17 protein-coding genes and 1 pseudogene are annotated in these 17,952 nt (G+C 60.5%); 8 read left to right on the top strand and 10 right to left on the bottom strand.

Going from position 1 to position 17,952, the window contains the following annotated elements; translation table 11 throughout:
* Positions 1-28 precede the first annotated feature (28 nt).
* The 4 genes from ACLH1U_RS02585 (at position 29) to ACLH1U_RS02600 (ending at position 4,653) form a co-directional block, all read left to right on the top strand.
* Complete coding sequence (locus ACLH1U_RS02585; RefSeq protein WP_004202952.1) at positions 29-928, top strand: LysR family transcriptional regulator; 900 nt, start codon at positions 29-31, stop codon at positions 926-928.
* A 295-nt stretch (positions 929-1,223) separates the two neighbouring features.
* Positions 1,224-2,213 (top strand): ABC transporter substrate-binding protein, encoded by a 990-nt coding sequence (locus ACLH1U_RS02590; protein WP_236947499.1) that lies wholly within the window; start codon positions 1,224-1,226, stop codon positions 2,211-2,213.
* An 11-nt stretch (positions 2,214-2,224) separates the two neighbouring features.
* Complete coding sequence (locus tag ACLH1U_RS02595; RefSeq protein WP_374014633.1) at positions 2,225-3,643, top strand: amidohydrolase family protein; 1,419 nt, start codon at positions 2,225-2,227, stop codon at positions 3,641-3,643.
* Positions 3,644-3,663: 20 nt separating this feature from the next.
* On the top strand, positions 3,664-4,653 hold the full coding sequence (locus ACLH1U_RS02600) for an isopenicillin N synthase family dioxygenase (protein ID WP_110212012.1): 990 nt from the start codon (positions 3,664-3,666) through the stop codon (positions 4,651-4,653).
* 73 nt (positions 4,654-4,726) lie between these two features.
* On the opposite strand, the gene ACLH1U_RS02605 is transcribed toward ACLH1U_RS02600, so the two are convergent.
* Entirely contained in the window at positions 4,727-5,644 is a 918-nt protein-coding gene (locus ACLH1U_RS02605) for a LysR family transcriptional regulator (protein WP_374014634.1), read from the bottom strand.
* 120 nt (positions 5,645-5,764) lie between these two features.
* On the opposite strand from ACLH1U_RS02605, the gene ACLH1U_RS02610 reads away from it, so the two are divergent.
* The 3 genes and pseudogenes from ACLH1U_RS02610 (at position 5,765) to ACLH1U_RS02620 (ending at position 8,530) form a co-directional block, all read left to right on the top strand.
* Positions 5,765-7,297, top strand: a complete 1,533-nt coding sequence (locus ACLH1U_RS02610) for an MFS transporter (RefSeq protein ID WP_374014635.1) — start codon at positions 5,765-5,767, stop codon at positions 7,295-7,297.
* A gap of 159 nt (positions 7,298-7,456) precedes the next feature.
* Positions 7,457-7,570: pseudogene (locus tag ACLH1U_RS02615) on the top strand (LuxR family transcriptional regulator); the annotation flags it as partial.
* Between the two features lie 822 nt (positions 7,571-8,392).
* Complete coding sequence (locus tag ACLH1U_RS02620) at positions 8,393-8,530, top strand: hypothetical protein (RefSeq protein ID WP_229583961.1); 138 nt, start codon at positions 8,393-8,395, stop codon at positions 8,528-8,530.
* Between the two features lie 8 nt (positions 8,531-8,538).
* On the opposite strand, the gene ACLH1U_RS02625 is transcribed toward ACLH1U_RS02620, so the two are convergent.
* The 9 genes from ACLH1U_RS02625 to ACLH1U_RS02665 all read right to left on the bottom strand — a co-directional run bounded on the left by ACLH1U_RS02625 (position 8,539) and on the right by ACLH1U_RS02665 (position 17,088).
* Positions 8,539-9,027, bottom strand: a complete 489-nt coding sequence (locus ACLH1U_RS02625) for a DinB family protein (protein WP_065805034.1) — start codon at positions 9,025-9,027, stop codon at positions 8,539-8,541.
* A gap of 117 nt (positions 9,028-9,144) precedes the next feature.
* Positions 9,145-9,678, bottom strand: coding sequence for an anti-virulence regulator CigR family protein (locus tag ACLH1U_RS02630; RefSeq protein WP_023289974.1), 534 nt, complete (start codon positions 9,676-9,678; stop codon positions 9,145-9,147).
* Between the two features lie 368 nt (positions 9,679-10,046).
* Positions 10,047-11,018 carry an ABC transporter ATP-binding protein gene (locus ACLH1U_RS02635; RefSeq protein WP_411299026.1) on the bottom strand — a complete coding sequence of 324 codons (972 nt, stop codon included), beginning with the start codon at positions 11,016-11,018 and terminating at the stop codon, positions 10,047-10,049.
* Entirely contained in the window at positions 11,015-11,995 is a 981-nt protein-coding gene (locus ACLH1U_RS02640) for an ABC transporter ATP-binding protein (RefSeq protein ID WP_023289972.1), read from the bottom strand. The genes ACLH1U_RS02635 and ACLH1U_RS02640 overlap by 4 nt, the downstream gene beginning before the upstream one ends.
* Positions 11,992-12,942, bottom strand: coding sequence for an oligopeptide ABC transporter permease (gene opp4C, locus ACLH1U_RS02645; protein ID WP_074423121.1), 951 nt, complete (start codon positions 12,940-12,942; stop codon positions 11,992-11,994). The genes ACLH1U_RS02640 and opp4C overlap by 4 nt, the downstream gene beginning before the upstream one ends.
* Entirely contained in the window at positions 12,939-13,898 is a 960-nt protein-coding gene (locus ACLH1U_RS02650; protein WP_110212018.1) for an ABC transporter permease, read from the bottom strand. The genes opp4C and ACLH1U_RS02650 overlap by 4 nt, the downstream gene beginning before the upstream one ends.
* A gap of 44 nt (positions 13,899-13,942) precedes the next feature.
* Entirely contained in the window at positions 13,943-15,646 is a 1,704-nt protein-coding gene (locus tag ACLH1U_RS02655) for an ABC transporter substrate-binding protein (RefSeq protein WP_374014637.1), read from the bottom strand.
* A 343-nt stretch (positions 15,647-15,989) separates the two neighbouring features.
* Complete coding sequence (locus ACLH1U_RS02660; protein ID WP_065881485.1) at positions 15,990-16,673, bottom strand: CatA-like O-acetyltransferase, family 1; 684 nt, start codon at positions 16,671-16,673, stop codon at positions 15,990-15,992.
* A gap of 31 nt (positions 16,674-16,704) precedes the next feature.
* Positions 16,705-17,088 carry a VOC family protein gene (locus ACLH1U_RS02665; protein WP_032453134.1) on the bottom strand — a complete coding sequence of 128 codons (384 nt, stop codon included), beginning with the start codon at positions 17,086-17,088 and terminating at the stop codon, positions 16,705-16,707.
* A 90-nt stretch (positions 17,089-17,178) separates the two neighbouring features.
* Between ACLH1U_RS02665 and ACLH1U_RS02670 the strand changes: the two genes are divergently transcribed.
* A complete protein-coding gene (locus ACLH1U_RS02670) occupies positions 17,179-17,949 on the top strand; it encodes a DeoR/GlpR family DNA-binding transcription regulator (RefSeq protein WP_032453133.1) in 771 nt (256 codons plus the stop codon).
* Positions 17,950-17,952: the final 3 nt, after the last annotated feature.

The following is a 17,952-nucleotide window of genomic DNA, read 5'->3' on the forward strand; positions in this document are numbered from 1 at the left end:
CCGTTGCAAAAAAGAGAGCACCCAAACGATGTTTGCCTTCTCCCGATTTCTGCTCTATTTCACCGAAGTGGCCCGTCAGGGGTCGTTTCGTAAAGCGTCAGAGGCGCTGCATGTGTCTGCGTCTTCTATTGACCGTCAGATTTTGCGCGTGGAACAGGAGCTGGCGATGCCGCTCTTCGAGCGCCATCCCACCGGGCTGCGGCTGACCGCCGCCGGGGAGCTGCTGCTGCACGCGGCCAATAACTGGAAAAAGGACTTTACCCGGGTCTGCGAGCAGCTGGATGACCTGCGCGGACTGCGGCGGGGGCATGTGCGCATCGCCACTATCGATGCCATTAACCGGCATTTCTTTTCGACGATGCTTAAAGAGGTGCATAAACATTATCCCAACATCTCTTTTACATTGACCACCATCAACAATATCCACATCCAGCAGGCGCTGATCTCCGGCGAGGCGGATTTCGGCATCATGCTCAATCCGCAGACCTCCCGCGAACTGCAGGTGCGGGCGTTTGCCGAAATGAATATGGGGATCGTAGTGCCGACCGGCCATCCGCTGGCCAGCCGCAGCGCTGTGCGTTTTAGCCAGTGCATCGACTACCCGTTTATCCTGCCATCCGCCCCGTTGATGATCAGCGAACCGGTGGAGGCGCTGGTGAACATCAGCGGCAACGAGGTGAAGGAGGTGGCGGTATCGAATAACATCCACATGATCCGCACCCTGATCAAAGAGCAGATGGGCATCGGCATCCTGTGCCGGCTGGATATTCTCGATGAGATCGAGTCCGGCCAGCTGGCGTTTGTGCCGCTAACCGATCCGCAGCTTAAGCCTTTCACCCTGGCGCTGTGCGTTTCGCCCGCTCGCCAGCTTTCCCTTGCCGCGTCGATGATGCTGAACCAGCTGGAGATGCTCTTCAGCCAGCTGTGAGAGACCGGGCAGGCACTAAAATCATTCATCAACGCACCAAAGTGGTGCATTTATTGTGTGCATGAATCAAAGGTTGCATGCCCATGGGCGGCGGCGCAGGCGATTTTTCGCGGCCGCTCGCGGGCCATCAAATCTGGCATTGTTTTTGTATAGCTGAGTGTGAGTAGAAGCGGTCAGTACGGGTTATCCATACGGGACATTGCTCAGTCACCATGTCGCGGTTCAATGTTGACCGGGATGGGAGGCTGAGCCACATTCGCTCGCTCCCCCTCCCGGCGTAAAGAGGAGAGGGATAATGAAAACAGGCGCACGCCTTCCCCGGGGCTTACGCTGGCTGGGCCTGATGGCCCTCGGCGGTGTCTCGCTGGCCGTTCAGGCCGAGGAAAAAATCGTTCTGCTGACCTCCTGGTACGCTCAGGCGGAGCAGGGGGGTTATTATCAGGCTCAGGCCACTGGGCTGTACAAAAAATATGGTCTCGACGTCGAGATCCGCTCCGGCGGACCGCAGGTCAACGGCATGCAGTTGCTGTTGTCCAATCGGGCCGATGTGATCATCGGTTACGATCTGCAGCTGCTGGAAGGCATTCAGCGCGGCTTCCAGGCGAAAGCCATTGCCGCGCCCTTTCAGTACGATCCCCAGGGACTGCTGACCCACGCCGATGTCAGCTCCCTGCAGGGGCTGAAAGACAAAACCATTCTGGTCTCCAGCTCCGGTCAGGCGACATGGTGGCCGTGGCTGAAGGCGCAATACCAGCTGAGCGACGCTCAGGTTCGCCCCTATACCTTCAATATTCAACCCTTTGTCGTCGACGACGCTGTCGCCCAGCAGGCCTATGTCAGCTCCGAGGTGTTCCAGGTGCAGAAGGCCGGGGTGAAGGCGAACTTCTTCCTATTTTCTGAGCATGGTTACCCTCCCTATGGCGGCATTCTCATCGCCCGCCCGGACACCATCGCTGAGCGTAAAGCGGCGATGGCGAAGTTTGTCCGTGCCTCAATGGAGGGTTGGGTGAGCTATCTCAAGGATCCGGCGCCGGGAAATGCGTTGATTAAGCAGGACAACCCGAAAATGACCGACGATCTGCTCGCCTGGGGCGTGACCCAGATCCGTGAGCATCATCTGATCGACGGCGGGGATGCCGCCAGCCAGGGCTGGGGGACGATGACCGACGCCCGCTGGCAAAAGACGCGCGACTTTATGGTCAGCGCCGGTCTGCTGGCGGCGGCCACCGACTGGAAACAGGCCTATACCACCGACTTTGTCCAGACCATGCAGGTAAAACCCTGAGGAGCGACGCCATGTCATTCATCATTAAAAATGCCCATGCCATCCTCAGCGGTCTGTCCGGAGAGGCGGCGCGGCTGGCCGGGCCGGATATTCGCATCCGCGACGGCAAGATTGCGGCCATCGGCAGCCTGACGCCACTGCCGGAAGAGCGACTGATCGACGCCCGCGACTGCGTGATCTATCCGGCATGGGTGAATACGCACCATCATCTTTTTCAGTCGCTGCTGAAGGGCGAGCCGCAGGGGCTGAACCAGAGCCTGACGGCCTGGCTGAGCGCCACGCCGTACCGCTTTCGCGCGGCTTTCGATGAACATACCTTTCGTCTGGCGGTGCGCATTGGTCTGGTGGAGCTCCTGCGCTCGGGCTGCGCCAGCGTGGCGGATCACAACTACCTGTACTGGCCAGATATGCCTTTCGATACGTCGGAGATTCTCTTCAGCGAAGGGGAAGCGCTGGGGATGCGCATCGTTCTGTGCCGGGGTGGGGCGACCCAGGGTCGGGCGGTGGAGCAGGATCTGCCGGTGGCGCTGCGTCCGGAAACCTTCGACGGCTATATGGCGGATATTGAACGGCTGGTCAGCCGCTATCACGACCCGCGGCCCGACTCGCTGCGCCGGGTGGTGATGGCGCCCACTACCGTCCTGCACTCCGCGCCGGGCGCCCAGCTGCGGGAGATGGCGAAGCTGGCCCGCCAGCTGGGGATCCGGCTGCACAGCCATTTATCGGAAACCGTCGATTATCTTGACGCCGCGCGGCAGAAATTCGCCATGACGCCGGTGCAGTTCTGCGCGGAGCACGACTGGCTGGGAAATGACGTGTGGTTTGCCCATCTGGTGAAGCTTCTGCCGGAGGAGATTGCCCTGCTGGGCCGCACCGGTACCGGCATTGCTCATTGTCCGCAAAGCAATGGCCGGCTGGGCAGCGGCATCGCCGATCTGCTGGCGCTGGAGCAGGCCGGGGTCCCGGTCTCGCTGGGGGTGGACGGCGCTGCCTCCAATGAAGCGGCGGATATGCAAAGCGAAGCCCATGCCGCATGGCTGCTGCAGCGCGCGCGCAAAGGGATGCTGGCGCAGCCGCGCTACGCCGGAGGCACCTTCGAGGGCGGAGCCGATGCGGCCACGGTGGAGGATGTGGTGCGCTGGGGCAGCGCCGGCGGGGCGCAGATCCTTGGCTTAGCGCAGAGCGGCACCCTGCAGGTCGGGATGCGGGCGGACCTCGCCATTTACCGGCTGGACGATCCGCGCTACTTCGGCCTGCATGATATGGCGATTGGCCCGGTGGCCTGCGGCGGCCGCGCCGCGCTGAAGGCGCTGCTGCTGAATGGCCGGCCCATCGTGGAAGATGACGCCATTCCCGGTCTCGACCTTGACGCGATGCGCCACGACGCGCTGGCGGCAGTCCGTACCCTCCAACAGCGCGCCGCTGTTTAACTGATCACAGGATAATGACGATGAACGCAACCACCCAAAATCAAGGCTATGCCTTACAGGAACTGGAAAAAGAGGCGCTGATGGGCGCCCAGGGCGAAGAGACCTTTGCCCGAGAAGTGCGCTGTATCGACCTGTCTCACTTTGCAGAAAGAAAAAATGACATTGCCGAACAACTGTGGGAGGCGGCGGTGGAGATCGGTTTCTTCCAGGTCAGCCACCACGGTATTCCGCTGGCGGCGATCCGCAAGGCGTTCAGCACGACCGAGGCGTTTTTCGACCTGCCCGACGAGGTGAAGCGCCAGTATCCGCTGGCCGGCAACGCCGGCTGGGAGAGCAAGGCGCAGGTCCGGCCATCGACCCGCACGCCGGATCAAAAAGAGTCATATCAGATAACCCGTCCGCTGATGGACGGGCGCTGGCCCAGCGATCGGGAGCTGCCAGGCTTCCGACAGACGATGCTCGGATTTGAATCGCAGTGCTGGCAGCTGGGGATGAAGATCCTCTCCTGCTTTGCTTTAAAGCTCGGTTTTCCGGAATCGTTTTTTACCACCGCGCACGATCCGCAGCGTGACACCTATCAGAGCACCTTGCGCATGCTGCACTACTATGCAACCGAGCAGTCGCAGCAGGGGATGTGGCGGGCCGGCGCGCATACCGATTTTGACTGCCTGACGCTGCTGTTCCAGCGCCCCGGTCAGGGCGGCCTGCAGGTCTGCCCTGGCAAGGACCGCGAAAGCCAGCAGTGGACCAGCATTGAGCCAAGGGAAGAGGTCATCACCTGCAATATCGGCGATATGCTGATGCGCTGGAGCGACGACCAGCTGCCGTCTAACTTCCACCGGGTGAGAAACCCGCAGCCCCACGAATATCAGGGGCCGCGCTACAGCCTGGCGTTTTTCTGCCAGGCCAATAAAGATATCGAGATCCTTGGGCCGCAGAGGAAGTACCCGCCCATCAGCGCCGAGGATTATCTGCAGCAGCGGATCCAGGCCAATTTCGCCAAAGGGTAGGATGTACTCTTGAGTGGTTTTCCTGTCGCCGGCTTTCGCTGGCCGCGCGGCAGGATATCCGGCGCTGGGCTTTTCAGGAGGTCGGTATTGGCGATGCGGGCGACAAGGGTATCTCTGCCGCAGCCATAAAATCGATAAAACAGCGTATTCGCGGCGACAGGTAGCGGCTGGCAGGCCACAGGACGGAGAAATGCCCATCCTTGACGCAACAGCCGGGCAACACCTCCTGCAGGTGTCCCTCATTGATGGCTTCACGCACAACAAAATCAGGGACATAGGCGATACCCATCCCCGCCGCGCTTAAGCGAATGGCAGCCTCAATGTTATTGACCCTCATCACGGAAGCGGCCCTGAAATCCCCCGTCAGCCGCATATCGCGCAGTTCCCAGGGCTGGATCAGCCCCGTCGAAGGGAAGCGAAAAAAAATGCACTTGTGCGCCGCCAATTCCGCTGGCGAGCCGGGAACGCCGTATTCCGCCAGATATGCCGGGCTGGCGCAGAGCACAAAACGAAAACCCCCCAGCTTTCTGGCGATCAAGCGGGAGTCCGCTAGTTCACCGCTGCGGATAGCGATATCAAATCCCTCATCGATCAGATTGACCAGCCGGTCACTAAAATCGAGATCCAGTTCAACCTGCGGATAAAGACGGCTAAAGGCGGTGAGGGCAGGGAGCAGCAGGCGGTAGCCGATGACAGGCAGTGAAATTCTCAATTTGCCGGAGGGCTGTGAGAGACTGCTCGTCAGCTCAGACTCGGCCTCCTGGATCTGCTCCAGGATACTCTGGCAGCGGGTCAGAAACGCGGCCCCCTCCGCCGTCAGGCTGACGTTTCTGGTGCTGCGGTTAAACAGCCGGACCCCCAGCTTATGCTCAAGCCTGGCGACATTCTTACCCACCGCCGAGGCTGAAATGCCCAGCAGCCTGGCGGCCTGAACAAAGCTTAGCGTTTCGGCGGTGCGGACAAAGGACGTTAGCGAGGTGAGGCTGTCCATCGATTATAAACCTTATGTCTCTTAATAAGATATTTTCAGTCTATTTATCGGCATTAACATCCGCAATAGGATGGCGGCAGTTTATTCATTCCTTCCTTGCCGACTGATGAGGGCCGCCTGATGTTACTCACCGCCAGAACACATTGCCGATCCGCCAGCGCCCTGGCCGCGCTTTCTGTCTTTATGGCGGCCATGCTGCTGCCGTTAAGTTTTACCGGCGGCGTCATGACCACCCCGGCGATACAGCAGTCGCTGGGCGGCTCTCCCGCTGCGCTGTCGTGGCTGACCAATGGCTTTATGCTGACCTTCGGCAGCTTTTTGCTGGCCGCAGGCGTGACGGCGGATGCCATTGACAGAAAACGCATCTTTCTCGCCGGCGCCGCGCTGTTTTGCCTGAGCAGTCTGCTGTTTTGCCTGACGGACGATCTCTTCCTGTCAGGCGCGCTGAGGGCTCTGCAAGGTCTGGCCGCGGCGATGATTTTAGCCAGCGGCAGTGCGGCGCTGGCCCAGTTGTATGACGGCGCTCAGCGGACGCGGGCATTCAGCATCCTGGGCACGGTGTTCGGCGCCGGCCTGGCGTTCGGTCCGCTGCTGATCGGCTTCATGACCGACGCGGTGGGCTGGCGCGGCGTATACGCCCTGTTTGCGCTGCTCTCGGCGATGGTTCTGCTTATCGGTCTGGCGTATCTGCCCGCGGCAGAAAAAAGCGAGCCGCGGACACCCGACAATCTCGGCTTAACCCTGTTTACGCTGGCCCTGATGCTGTTCACTGCCTCGCTGATGGTCATTCCGGCCCGCGGTTTTTTATCGCTGACCACGCTGGCCTTGTTCATCGTATCGGGGGGGCTGTTCGTTGCGTTTGCCGTGCGCTGCCGAAGAGTGAACAACCCGGTGCTGGAACTCTCCCTGCTGCGCCATCCGCGTTTTGTCGGCGTACTGTTGCTGCCTGTCGCCACCTGCTGTTGCTACGTTGTCCTGCTGATTATTGTTCCACTGCATTTTATGGGCGGAGAGGGGATGAGTGAGCCGCAGAGCGCGCTGTATCTGATGGCGCTGACCGCGCCGATGCTGATTTTCCCATCCGTTGCGGCCCTGCTCACCCGCTGGTTTTCACCTGGGCAGGTGGCCACGGGGGGGCTGATGATTGCCTCCGTCGGGTTGCTGTTGCTGGGTGATGCTTTTCACAGCCACCGCCTCCCGCTGCTGGTGCTGGCGCTGATCCTGTGCGGGGCGGGGGCGGCGCTTCCCTGGGGATTGATGGATGGCCTGGCGATATCCGCAGTGCCTGTCGCCAAAGCCGGTATGGCGGCAGGCCTGTTCAACACCGTTCGCGTTGCCGGCGAGGGGATCGCCCTGGCGGTCGTCACCGCGGTATTAACGGCAAGCAATAACCTGACTCTGCAGAGTCGCGTTCACGGGTATGCGCCCGAGGTGATTCACCGCGCCGCAGGCTGGCTGGGGGCCGGTAATATGCCGCAGGCGGCTGCGCTTTTGCCTGACTTTTCCCTTCGGGCGCTGCGCGAGAGCTATGACACTGCTTATACGGTACTGTTTAGCGGGCTGGCGGTCGTCACCCTGCTGTGCGCCCTGATGGTCTGGCGGACGCTATGCCGCAAGGGGGGCGCTATCCAGACCCGCAACAGCGGATCCTGAACCCCCATGACGGTGCATTGGCGTCACGCTCCCGGCAATCGCCTTTTCAGGTCTGCTCAGCGCACCGGGACTGTCATTGTTTCGCTGGCGGAACTATGCTGATTAGGGCGGCCACATGCGCCGCTCCGGCAGCGGAAACAGTGACTCACAGGTGGCGGTATGGCGAGCGATCCGGAACTGATTTACATCGAGATCCTTGAAACGGTGCTGATGGCCACCCTGGATCCTGATTTGTGGAAATCGGCGCTGCAGAAACTGGCGTTCCTCACCGGCCATCAGTACGCGGCATTTCTGTTCTACGATAAAGGCAACGCGCACCTGCTGACCGATTCACTCCTGCTGGAGGAGAAGGTTTTCACCGCCTATCGCGACGTGTTTCTGGCCATCGATCCCGCCGAAAAAATACTGACCGCGTTACCGGTCGGGCAGATGTACCGGGACCGCGAGTATTTAGGCGATAAGTTTATTGCCGGCAGCGTCTATTACAATGAGTTTCATCACCCCAACGATCTGAATAATCTTACCAGCGTCAAGCTGTGCACCCTCAATGGCTATGCCACCTATCTGTCACTGATGACGGCCAATACGGCAGCTTATCCGCAGCCGGCGCAGTTTGAGCTGTTCAGGCGCGTGATCCCGGCGCTGAAAACCGCCTGCCAGCTACACGCCCGGTTTGAACAGCTGCGGGACACCATAAAATACCAGAGCGCGGTGATGGACAATGGGATCTACCCGGTATGGCTGGTGGATCATGGCGGTAACATTCTCTACGCCAGCGCGCATGCCGAACGCTACCTGCGCGCCAACGCCCGCCTCTCCTGGTACAGCGGGGGCGATACGCTGTGCCTTGATACCGACAGCAAAAAACTGAAACGGGCTATCGAGCAGGCCACCCGAACGGCAGAGCCGCCAAGGGCAGGGCTGTGCTATACCGCCGGCCGCCAGCCGAAACCGATCCTGGTGATCCCGGCGGCCCGCCTTGCCGGGGTGGCCTGCGTGATTATTCCTGAGCCGTTTCTCACCGGCAGCGCCGTGATGGAGCTGTTTAACGTCAAGCCTGCCGAGAACGCAGTGGCGGAGCTGCTGGTGCGGGGCATGACGCCGGATGAGTGCGCCTTACATCTGGGCGTATCTATCGCCACCATCAGAACCCACCTCAGCGCCCTGTACCGGAAAACCCACACCCGTAATCAGGCAGAACTGTTGCTGATCATCCGCGCGATCCACGGCTGACAGCTTGCTCAGGAATGATGGTCGCGCAGGAAAACGGTCAGCACCTCTTTCGGCGGCACGCCGCCGCATTCGCCAATCATCCAGCCTACCGCGCCGCGGTGATAGGCGCCGTGAAAGAGCATGTGGTTGAGCATCTCCATCGCGGTCATATTGCCGTCGCCGCCGTCGACAAATTTGAAGGCGATACGTTCGTGGAAATCGGCGGGCGTCATGGCGCTGACGTACTGAATGTATTCGTCCGTACAGGCGGTCATGGCCGTTTCCAGCTCATCAACGGTTGGCGTCTCGGGGGTATTCAGCGCGGTGTAACCGTGCGTCTTGCCGCGCAGATTCGCCCGGAAAATCATGTCAACGACATGGATATGGTTCATTAGCCTGAGGGTCAGGTGACGCTTTTCGCCATGTACTGTACCGTCTATCGCGCGGATCGCCTGCAAGGTGGCAAGGTCAATCCAGCGCTTGTATTTCAACAGCGTCACTACGGTGTCTTTGTCCATTGTCGGTCCCGGGTTGGTTGAGCCATTATCTTAGCGATGATGCCAGCGAGTTGTCACTCTCCCGCGCCAGGCACAAAAAAGCCTCGCCGGGGCGAGGCTTTTTAATCAGCAGGCGATTTAGTCAAACACACCGTTAATCACGGCGGTAACGATGGCGGTGCTCAGGGCGACCAGCACCAGATCATCGCCGACCGCGCGCCATTCATAGCCCGGATAATAGGGCAGGTCGTTAATCATAGAAGCGGGCAGGGTCTTTTTCGCGATACCCGGAGGTAACGGTTTGCCGCGGGCGACATTTTTGGCGATACCCGGAGGCAGCGCCTGATAACCGACCAGACCGTAGTTCACCGCAAGGGAGCGCGCCCGTGAGAAGCTAATATCGCTGTCGACGTGGTCGGGCTTGCCGTAGTTTTTGCGGTTGCCATGATCGTCATTGGACTGACCTTTATTTTGTCCTTTATTACCATGGTCGCCGCTGTTACCGCTGTTACCATGATTGCCGCTATTGCCATGGTTACCACTGTTCCCGTGATTACCACCACCGCCGCCATTGCCATTGCCGTTACCCGGGTTGGCATAGGCCGGAGCCGCCATGACGGCGAGAGAAATAACCGCCGCCAGTGCTGTTTTAATAGTGCGACGCTTAAGCATGATCTTGATTCCTTAATGTGGAGTACACGCATAAAAAATAAGATAAAGCTATGCCCCAGGCAATCTCATATAGTCTTATTTTTTGCCGGGCTTTCACGGGAAGGTCACAAAGGGATAGCGGGGCGCGGACGAGCAGTTCCATTGCTGCGTTTTGACAGACGGGCGACCGCGCCCCGCTAAATGTGTCGCCGGCAGGATCGCTCCCGGGCGTGTCGCAAAAAAATGCCCGAAGCCATCGGGCAAAAATGAATAAAAATATTACGCTTCATTCATAACGCGTCTCACAAGACGGAGCGGATAGTAAATCCTGGCGCCGCTGTGCACAATCGGCCGGTTGTTTAGAAATAAATTACCCCCGCCGACCGCGCTCAGGACGCGATCCAATGGCAGGCGACCCGATGGCCAGGGGCTACCTCGCGCAGCGCCGGCGCTTCTCTGCGACACCGCTCGCCGACCTGCGGGCAACGGGATGAAAAACGGCAGCCGGCGGGAGGATTGACCGGATCCGGGATCTCGCCTTGCACCAGCGCCTGCGGTTCGCTGTGCGGGTCGAGGGTCGGCACCGCGGCCAGAAGCGCGCGGGTGTAGGGGTGGAGGGGGCGGCTGAACAGCGCATCGCGGCTGGCGCTTTCCACCAGTTGCCCGAGATACATCACCGCCACATCGTCACATAGATGCTCCACCACCCCGAGGTCGTGGGAGATAAACAGAAACGTGACGCCGCGGTCGTCGCGCAGGTCGGAAAACAAATTGATGATCTGCGCCTGAATGGACACATCGAGGGCCGAGATGGGCTCATCGGCGACGATAAAATCCGGGTTGAGGATCAGCGCCCGGGCAATACCGATCCGCTGGCGCTGGCCGCCGGAAAACTGATGCGGGAAGCGGGCGTAGTGTTCCGGCGCCAGGCCGCAGATCTTCATCACGTCGATCACCCGGTCATACAGCTCATCGCGGGCGCAGAGCTTGTGCTGCAGCATAGCTTCGCCTATCGCCTCGCCAATGCGCAGCCGCGGGTTCAGCGAGCTGTAGGGATCCTGAAAGACCAGCTGCATCTTCGGCCGAATGGCGCGCAGGGCAGGCGCGGTCAGGTCGGCCAGCTCCTGACCGTGAAATTTCACGCTGCCGGCGCTTTTCTCGTGCAGGCCAAGCAGGGTTCGGCCGACGGTGGTTTTCCCGCTGCCGGACTCGCCCACCAGGCCAAAAATGGTGCCCGGACGGATGTTAAAGCTGACGCCGTCCACCGCGCGAAGCACGCCGGTCTGTTGACCAAACAGGCCGTCGCGCAGCGGAAAATATTTTTTCAATCCATCCACTTCAATAACATAGCGTTCGCTCATGCTGTCGCCTCCGCAAATTCGCTGTAAAAGCAGGCGGCCCGCTGGCGCTCGCCGAGCAGCGGTGGAATCGCCTCCCGGCAGCGCGCCGTCGCCCGCTCGCAGCGCCCGGCAAAGGCGCAGCCCGTCGGCAGGGCGGCCAGATCCGGCACCTGCCCGGGAATCGAGTACAGCCGCCGACGCCGCTCGCCCGGCACCGGGCGGGAGGCGATGAGCCCACGCGTGTAAGGGTGCTGCGGATGGCGTAACACCTCCGCGGTGGCGCCCTGTTCCACAATCCGTCCGGCATACATCACCACTACCTGCTCGGCCATCTGCGCGATCACCCCCAGGTCGTGGGTAATCAGCATCATCGCCATCTGGCTGGCCCGCGCCCGGTCCCGCAGCAGGCGCAGGATCTGCGCCTGCACGGTGACGTCAAGCGCGGTGGTGGGTTCGTCGGCGATCAGCAGTTTGGGCTGACAGCTCAGCGCCATGGCGATCATCACCCGCTGCAGCATGCCGCCGGAAAGCTGGTGGGGATAGCTGACCATCAGGCTGTCGCCGCGCGCCAGGCCGACCTCGCTGAGCAGCCGGGTAGCCTGCTGCCAGGCGGCTTTCGGCGAGGCGCCGAGGTGGCGGATCGCTGGTTCGCACAGCTGCTCTCCGATGGTCAACACCGGGTTCAGGGCCGACATCGGTTCCTGAAAGATCATTGCCAGCTGGTGGCCGCGCAGGTCGGCCATCTGTCTGGCTTTTAGCCGCAGCAGATCGCGGTCCGCGAAACGGATCTCGCCGCCGTCGATGCGCGCGGCCTGCGGCGGCAGGAGGCCCATCAGCGCCATCGCGGTGACGCTTTTGCCGCAGCCGGACTCGCCCACCACGCCAACGGTTTGCCCGGCCTGAATCGTGAAAGAGACGTCCTGCACCGCGCGCACGCGATGGCGTTCGCCAGCGAAAGAGACGGAGAGATGATTAAAGGAGACTAACGGTATGCTCATTTCAGCCTCGGTTTCATATTGGGATCCATGGCGTCGCGCAGGCCATCGCCCAGCACGTTAATGGCGATCACGGTGATAAAGATGGCGATCCCTGGCGGCATCCACAGCCAGGGACGGCGCTGGAAATCGATCAGGCTATTGGCGGCGTCCATCATATTGCCCCACGACGGCGTCGGCGGCACCACGCCGAGGCCGAGATAGCTCAGCGCGGATTCGCTGAGGATGGCGTTGGCGACAGCCATGGTCGCCATCACCACCAGAATCGGAATGGTATTCGGCAGCAGGTGGCCAAACAGCCGGCGACGCGCCGACAGGCCCAGCACCTGGGTGGCCAGCATAAAATCGCGTTCGCGCAGGGAGAGACATTGTCCGCGCACCAGCCGCGCCAGTCGGGGCCACTCCAGCAGGCTGAGCATCACCACCACCATATAGATGCGCGAGTCCGGAGAAAAATCGAGCTCGGAAAGCATCGCCCCGGCGACGATCAACAGCGGCAATCCGGGGATGGTCATCACCAGGTCGGCCACGCGCATGATCACTCTGTCGGTTAACCCGCCGACATACCCCGAGAGAGCGCCGAGCAGATAGCCCAGGAACACCGACATCACCATGGTCAGCAGACCGATAATCAGCGAGATGCGCCCGGCCAGCAGCAGGCGGGTGTAAACATCGCGGCCGAGGAAATCGGTCCCCAGCCAGTGTTCGGCACCGGGCGGTTGGTTGATGCTCAGGGCGTCGGTGGCATCCTCTTTCCACGGCGACCAGACGGGCCCCAGCGCGCACCACACCGCCATGACCGCCAGCAGGATCAGGCAGAACATGGCCAGCCGGTTACGGCGCAGCTGTCGCCACCCCTGGCGCCAGGGAGAGGGGGTAATGTGCGCCAGCGCCGGGATAGCCGCCTGCCGCTGGCGACGACGGGTAGCAAAGTAAGACAGAATCATCATGACCTCACCCGAATACGCGGATCGGCCCAGGCGTACAGCACGTCGGCGAGCAAATTACCGACGATCGTCAGCACCGCCAGAAACAGGGTGAACCCCATCAGCACCGGATAGTCGCGGGCGGCCAGCGAGTCGATATGGATGTGGCCCGCCCCCGGCCAGTTGAATACCTTTTCGGTAATGATCGCCCCGGAGAACAGCCCCGGCAGCTCGAAGCCCAGCAGGGTGATGATCGGCAGCAGGGCGTTGCGTAGCGCATGTTTGAGGATCACCGTGCGCTCCTGCAACCCCTTGGCGCGGGCGGTACGGATAAAATCCATTTTCACCACGTCGAGCATACTGGCGCGTACATAGCGCGTCAGGCTGCCCGCCTGCAGCATCACCAGCGCCAGCACCGGCAGCGCCAGGTGGGCCGCCACCTGCAGCACATACTGCCAGCCGCTCTCGTCGCTGCCGGTATTGGTCATCCCGCCTACCGGCAGCCAGTGGAGATCGACGGCAAACCATTTAATCAGCAGCAGGCAGAGGAAAAAGGTGGGGAACGACATGGCGGCAAACACCGCGACGCTCACCAGATGATCAAACCAGGAGCCGGGTCGCAGGGCTGACACCACGCCGACCGCCAGGCCAATGCCCCAGTAAAAGACCAGCGCGACGCTGGCCAGCAGAAAAGAGTTCCAGATGTACTGGTTGAGCAGCTGGCTGACCGGGATCTGATACTGCAGCGAAAAGCCTAAATCGCCGCGCAGCAGATGTCCCAGCCAGTGGACATAGCGGGTGAACAGCGGCTGGTCGAGGCCATAGATCGCCTTCAGCTCCGCGGCGCGGGCGGCGGTCAGGGTGATATTGCCATCGATAAAGTCGCCGGGGGTTTTGGCAAACAGCATAAAAATAATGAACGAGGCCAGCAGCAGCATCGGCAGCGTTTGCAGCAGGCGCCTCAGGATGAAATTTTTCATGACGATCTCGCATCAGCCGCCGGTTAACCCGGCGGCCAGGGGATTTACTTGACGATTTTCACATCCGGCAGGCTGCCGGTCAGGCCGTTGTAGATATCCGGTTTAAAGCCGGTGACGCGGGCGCTGCTGGCGGAAAGAATGTTGCGATAGCCGAGCAGGATCACCGGTGGATCGTCGGCCAGCACTTTGTACAGCTGGTGATAGATCGGCTTGCGCTGTTCGATGTCGAGCACTGCGTTGCCGGCGTTAATCAGCTTATCGACCTCCGCGTTGTGGTAGCCGGACGCTTTCGCTTCGCTGCTGTAGAAATCCCATACCCCATCGTGCGGGTCGTTGAGGGTGCTGGTGCTGAACGAAGCCAGATCGTAATTTCCGGCTTTGCGCTGCGCCATCAGGGCGTTGAAATCCACCACCTGCGGCTTAAGCAGCACGCCGATCTGCCGCCAGTTCTCTTTGGCGATAGGGATCAACGCATCGTTGAGCACCTTCTTGCTCACCAGCAGGGTCAGCTCCAGACGCTGGCCCTCTTTGACGCGGATACCGTCGGCGCCAGCTTTCCAGCCGGCCTCATCCAGCAGCTTTTTCGCCTGCGCCGGATCGTAAGGGTAAGGATTGACGCCTTCTGCGTTAAAGGCCCAGGAGATAGGGGCGATCGGCTCGATGGCGACTTTGCCGTACCCCTGATAGACCACGTCGATCAGCTTTTGCCGGTCCAGGCCGTAAATCAGCGCCTGGCGCACCCGCTTATCCTGCAGCGCCGGGCGATGAACGTTGAATTCCACCTGGCTGTAGTCGCTGGAGCCGTAAAGGTTAATGTTGGCGAAGCCGAGCATCTTCAGCTGTTCGATATCGTCAGGACGTGAGGTAAAGGCGTCGTAGTCGGTCTCCCCGGTCTGGAACAGCTGGAAGTTGGTCGACGGATTGGTTACGCGATAGATAAAACGCGGCGTTGGCGGCGTCCCACGGTAAAAGTGGCTATTGGCATGGAAACGAATTTCCTGACCGGGAATATAGGTATCGTACACGTAAGGGCCGTTGCCCAGTGGCTTGCCGTGCAGTGAGCGCAGATAGTCGAGATTTCCCCGCTGATATCCTTTGCCGTACCAGGTTTTCGACAACACCGGCCCGCCAATTTTGGCCAGCGTGGTGGCGCCTGGCTGGGTGGTGGTCACCTGCAGGGTGAGCGGGTCGATGACCTTCAGACCGCTGACGCGGTCAGCCTTGCCGGCTTTGTATTCTGCGCCGCCGGCGATATTGGCCAGAGTGATGTCGGTATCGCCATCATATTTGGGGTCGAGCAGGACCGTCAGGGTAAAGGCGACATCTTCCGCCGTCAGCGGTGAACCGTCGCTGAAGGTCAGGCCAGGGCGCAATTTGATGGTATAGACTTTATTGTCCGGGCTGACCGTCCAGCTCTCCGCCAGCCCCGGGACCAGCTTGCCCTGGCTGTCCCAGTCGATCAGGCGTGAAAAAATGACGTTAGTGACGTTTTCATCCCAGCCGTTGACGAAAAAGTAGGGGTTGAAGATCCCCTGCGGCTCGGCGATCCCGGCCACTACCGTGTCTTTGCGCAACTTAGCGCTGGCCGGGATCTGACTGGCGTCGGCGGCCGGGGTGATGCCTTCTTTCAGAAGACCCTCAGCAAAGACGGCAGAAGAAAATGCTACCACGCCGCCGAGCAGGGCCACTTTTAGCGCCAGGGCAAAGCGGGTTTTTCTGGTTTTTAATCCTTGTTGTAATCTGGACAAAAGTGCTACCTCATCAAGTGATTGCGTGGTGATTTACAATTCATGACGAAAGATAAGAGGCGCACTTCGCCCTGTCTAACACTGAAACGCTATGATTTATAACCAATTATCCTTAGCAAAGGATCGGCAATATAATCCCATTCTATGGCTATGAAGCAGTGGTTTCCGCTGCCCGATGAGAGTGGGCCAGCATGCTGTCCGCGACCCAGCCTTTCCATCGCGAGGTTCTGAACAGGCGTCACACCTGCGCGGTATTCGCCGGCTGGGCGAGACGATGAGAGTGGACCCGTACCGACCGCCGTGTACGGCGTAAGGCACCGTGACGGTCGGTTCCGGGCAGACGTTAACGCTCCTTCGCCGCAGGGGGAAGCAGTGAGGGGGCGGTTGCGGCTAGCGGCTGCCAGAGCCGCTCGGGGTCGCGAAACCCCTCTTCGATGAGGGCATAAAAGCGGCTGGCGTGGAGACCGTCGACGAAGGCATGGTTAAATCGCCCGGCCACCGGGATCACGCCGTTCTGCAGTTTCCCCCATGTGAGCGCCGGAACCGCGGCGCCCACCGCGTATTCCGCATGGGTCATCGAGGTGAAGTGGAGCCACGGCAGACAGCTGGCGCAGATAAAATGTTCGCCATCGACGATGAGCGGCGCAGGCGATGTCTCTCTTGCCGCGACGATCTTTGGCGTTGCCGCGGCGCTGAAGGTGGTGAACTCGGGGGCGTTGTCGCACCATACCTGGCGGAAGCCCTCCTCGACGGTCATCACCGGCGTCATGACCGCCAGACTGTCATATTCAATCACCTCGCCATTGCGCATGCGCTGTCGGAGCTGCGGGACCCCGTTGGCCGCGCGCAGCAGGGCATAGAGCGCGAGCTGAAAAAACGAGACCCGACGGTCCTTCGCACATTCGTACAGGCGCTGCGCCTCTATCGGAACGCAGAGATTAAAGCTGGGGTTGGCAAATTGTCGGTAAAAGGTGAAATGGTCCCGGCGGGGCCAGGCCGCGGTGTCGATGATCCGGTAATGTGCCATGGATGCCTCCTTATGGCTGGCGGTCTGCTGACTATGCGACGATTTCAATCAGGTTGCCATCGGGATCGGCGATCACCGCCTCATAATAGCCGTCGCCGGTGGTGCGCGGCGGTGAAACCAGTATTCCCGCCGCGCCGGCGCGCTGGGCAAGGGCATCGACCTGTTCTGCGCCGCCCACCGAGAGGGCCAGGTGCGCCCAGCCGGTATGGTTATTATCGGCGCTGGCCTGCTGCAGGCCAGGCTTGGTCATCAGCTCGATCACCACCTCGTCGTCGATGGTGACAAAATAGGAGGCAAAGCCGGGATTGGTCTGGCTGAGGTATTTTTCATTGATGCTGGCGGCAAAGAACTCGACCCAGAAGCGGGCCTGAGCCTCAAGCCGTTGGGTCCACAGGGCGAAATGGGCAATTTTCATGGTAAACCTCCGGGCAGGAACATTGACAATCACGGCAGGGCAGACGATCATGCTTGCTGTTGCTCGTTTATGATGATTTAAGGAGTTTCTTTGCTCGATTATGCTGCTTTTCCTCAACAGCGACAAGCGCTGATTTGCCAGATCCTGCAGGAAAACGGCAGGGTGGTGTGTGCGGAGCTGGCGGCGCGTCTTCAGGTGTCTGAGCATACCATCCGCCGCGATCTGCATGAGCTTAGCCGCGAAGGCGTCTGTAAAAAAGTCTACGGCGGGGCGGTGTTGAGCCTGCCGGAAGCGGGAGATTACAGTGAACGGAAAGATAAAAACCGAGCAACAAAACTCAGGATCGCGCAGCAGTGCGCCCGGCTGGTGAAACCCGGCGGCATCCTTTTCATTGATACCGGCACCACCAATCTGGCGATGGCCGAGGCGCTGCCCGCCGAGCTGGCGCTGACGGTGGTAACGAACTCTCCGGAGATCGCCGCGGTACTGGTGAAAAAGCCGCTCTACGAGGTGGTGATGCTCGGCGGCCAGGTGCAGCGGGCGAGCGGGGGCTGCGTTGGGGCCGCGGCGGTGGCTCAGGTGCAGGGAATGTTATTCGACCAGGGGTTTATCGGCGGCTGCGCCATGGCGCCAGAGTCGGGCCTGACCGGCTTTGACTATGCCGACTGCGAGTTTAAGAAAGCGGTGATTAAGCAGTGCAGCGAAATTATCATCGGCCTGACCTCGGATAAAATTCCGGCGGTGGCGCGATTCGTGGTGGCCGCGAGCAGCGATATCGATGTGCTGGTGGTGGAGGAGAACATCAGTCGCGAATATCGCGTTGCCTTTCAGCAACACGATATTCGCATCCATACCGTGTAGCCG

It is taken from the genome of Klebsiella sp. 1SOBk5mer (assembly GCF_046603115.1).
Taxonomy (GTDB): domain Bacteria; phylum Pseudomonadota; class Gammaproteobacteria; order Enterobacterales; family Enterobacteriaceae; genus Klebsiella; species Klebsiella quasipneumoniae.

Excerpts from the sequence above, each read along its gene's own strand:
- ACLH1U_RS02585 (WP_004202952.1), top strand. The coding sequence starts at position 29 with ATGTTTGCCTTCTCCCGATTTCTGCTCTATTTCACCGAAGTGGCCCGT.
- ACLH1U_RS02590 (WP_236947499.1), top strand. The coding sequence starts at position 1,224 with ATGAAAACAGGCGCACGCCTTCCCCGGGGCTTACGCTGGCTGGGCCTG.
- ACLH1U_RS02595 (WP_374014633.1), top strand. The coding sequence starts at position 2,225 with ATGTCATTCATCATTAAAAATGCCCATGCCATCCTCAGCGGTCTGTCC.
- ACLH1U_RS02600 (WP_110212012.1), top strand. The coding sequence starts at position 3,664 with ATGAACGCAACCACCCAAAATCAAGGCTATGCCTTACAGGAACTGGAA.
- ACLH1U_RS02605 (WP_374014634.1), bottom strand. The coding sequence starts at position 5,644 with ATGGACAGCCTCACCTCGCTAACGTCCTTTGTCCGCACCGCCGAAACG.
- ACLH1U_RS02610 (WP_374014635.1), top strand. The coding sequence starts at position 5,765 with ATGTTACTCACCGCCAGAACACATTGCCGATCCGCCAGCGCCCTGGCC.
- ACLH1U_RS02620 (WP_229583961.1), top strand. The coding sequence starts at position 8,393 with ATGACGCCGGATGAGTGCGCCTTACATCTGGGCGTATCTATCGCCACC.
- ACLH1U_RS02625 (WP_065805034.1), bottom strand. The coding sequence starts at position 9,027 with ATGGACAAAGACACCGTAGTGACGCTGTTGAAATACAAGCGCTGGATT.
- ACLH1U_RS02630 (WP_023289974.1), bottom strand. The coding sequence starts at position 9,678 with ATGCTTAAGCGTCGCACTATTAAAACAGCACTGGCGGCGGTTATTTCT.
- ACLH1U_RS02635 (WP_411299026.1), bottom strand. The coding sequence starts at position 11,018 with ATGAGCGAACGCTATGTTATTGAAGTGGATGGATTGAAAAAATATTTT.
- ACLH1U_RS02640 (WP_023289972.1), bottom strand. The coding sequence starts at position 11,995 with ATGAGCATACCGTTAGTCTCCTTTAATCATCTCTCCGTCTCTTTCGCT.
- opp4C (WP_074423121.1), bottom strand. The coding sequence starts at position 12,942 with ATGATGATTCTGTCTTACTTTGCTACCCGTCGTCGCCAGCGGCAGGCG.
- ACLH1U_RS02650 (WP_110212018.1), bottom strand. The coding sequence starts at position 13,898 with ATGAAAAATTTCATCCTGAGGCGCCTGCTGCAAACGCTGCCGATGCTG.
- ACLH1U_RS02660 (WP_065881485.1), bottom strand. The coding sequence starts at position 16,673 with ATGGCACATTACCGGATCATCGACACCGCGGCCTGGCCCCGCCGGGAC.
- ACLH1U_RS02665 (WP_032453134.1), bottom strand. The coding sequence starts at position 17,088 with ATGAAAATTGCCCATTTCGCCCTGTGGACCCAACGGCTTGAGGCTCAG.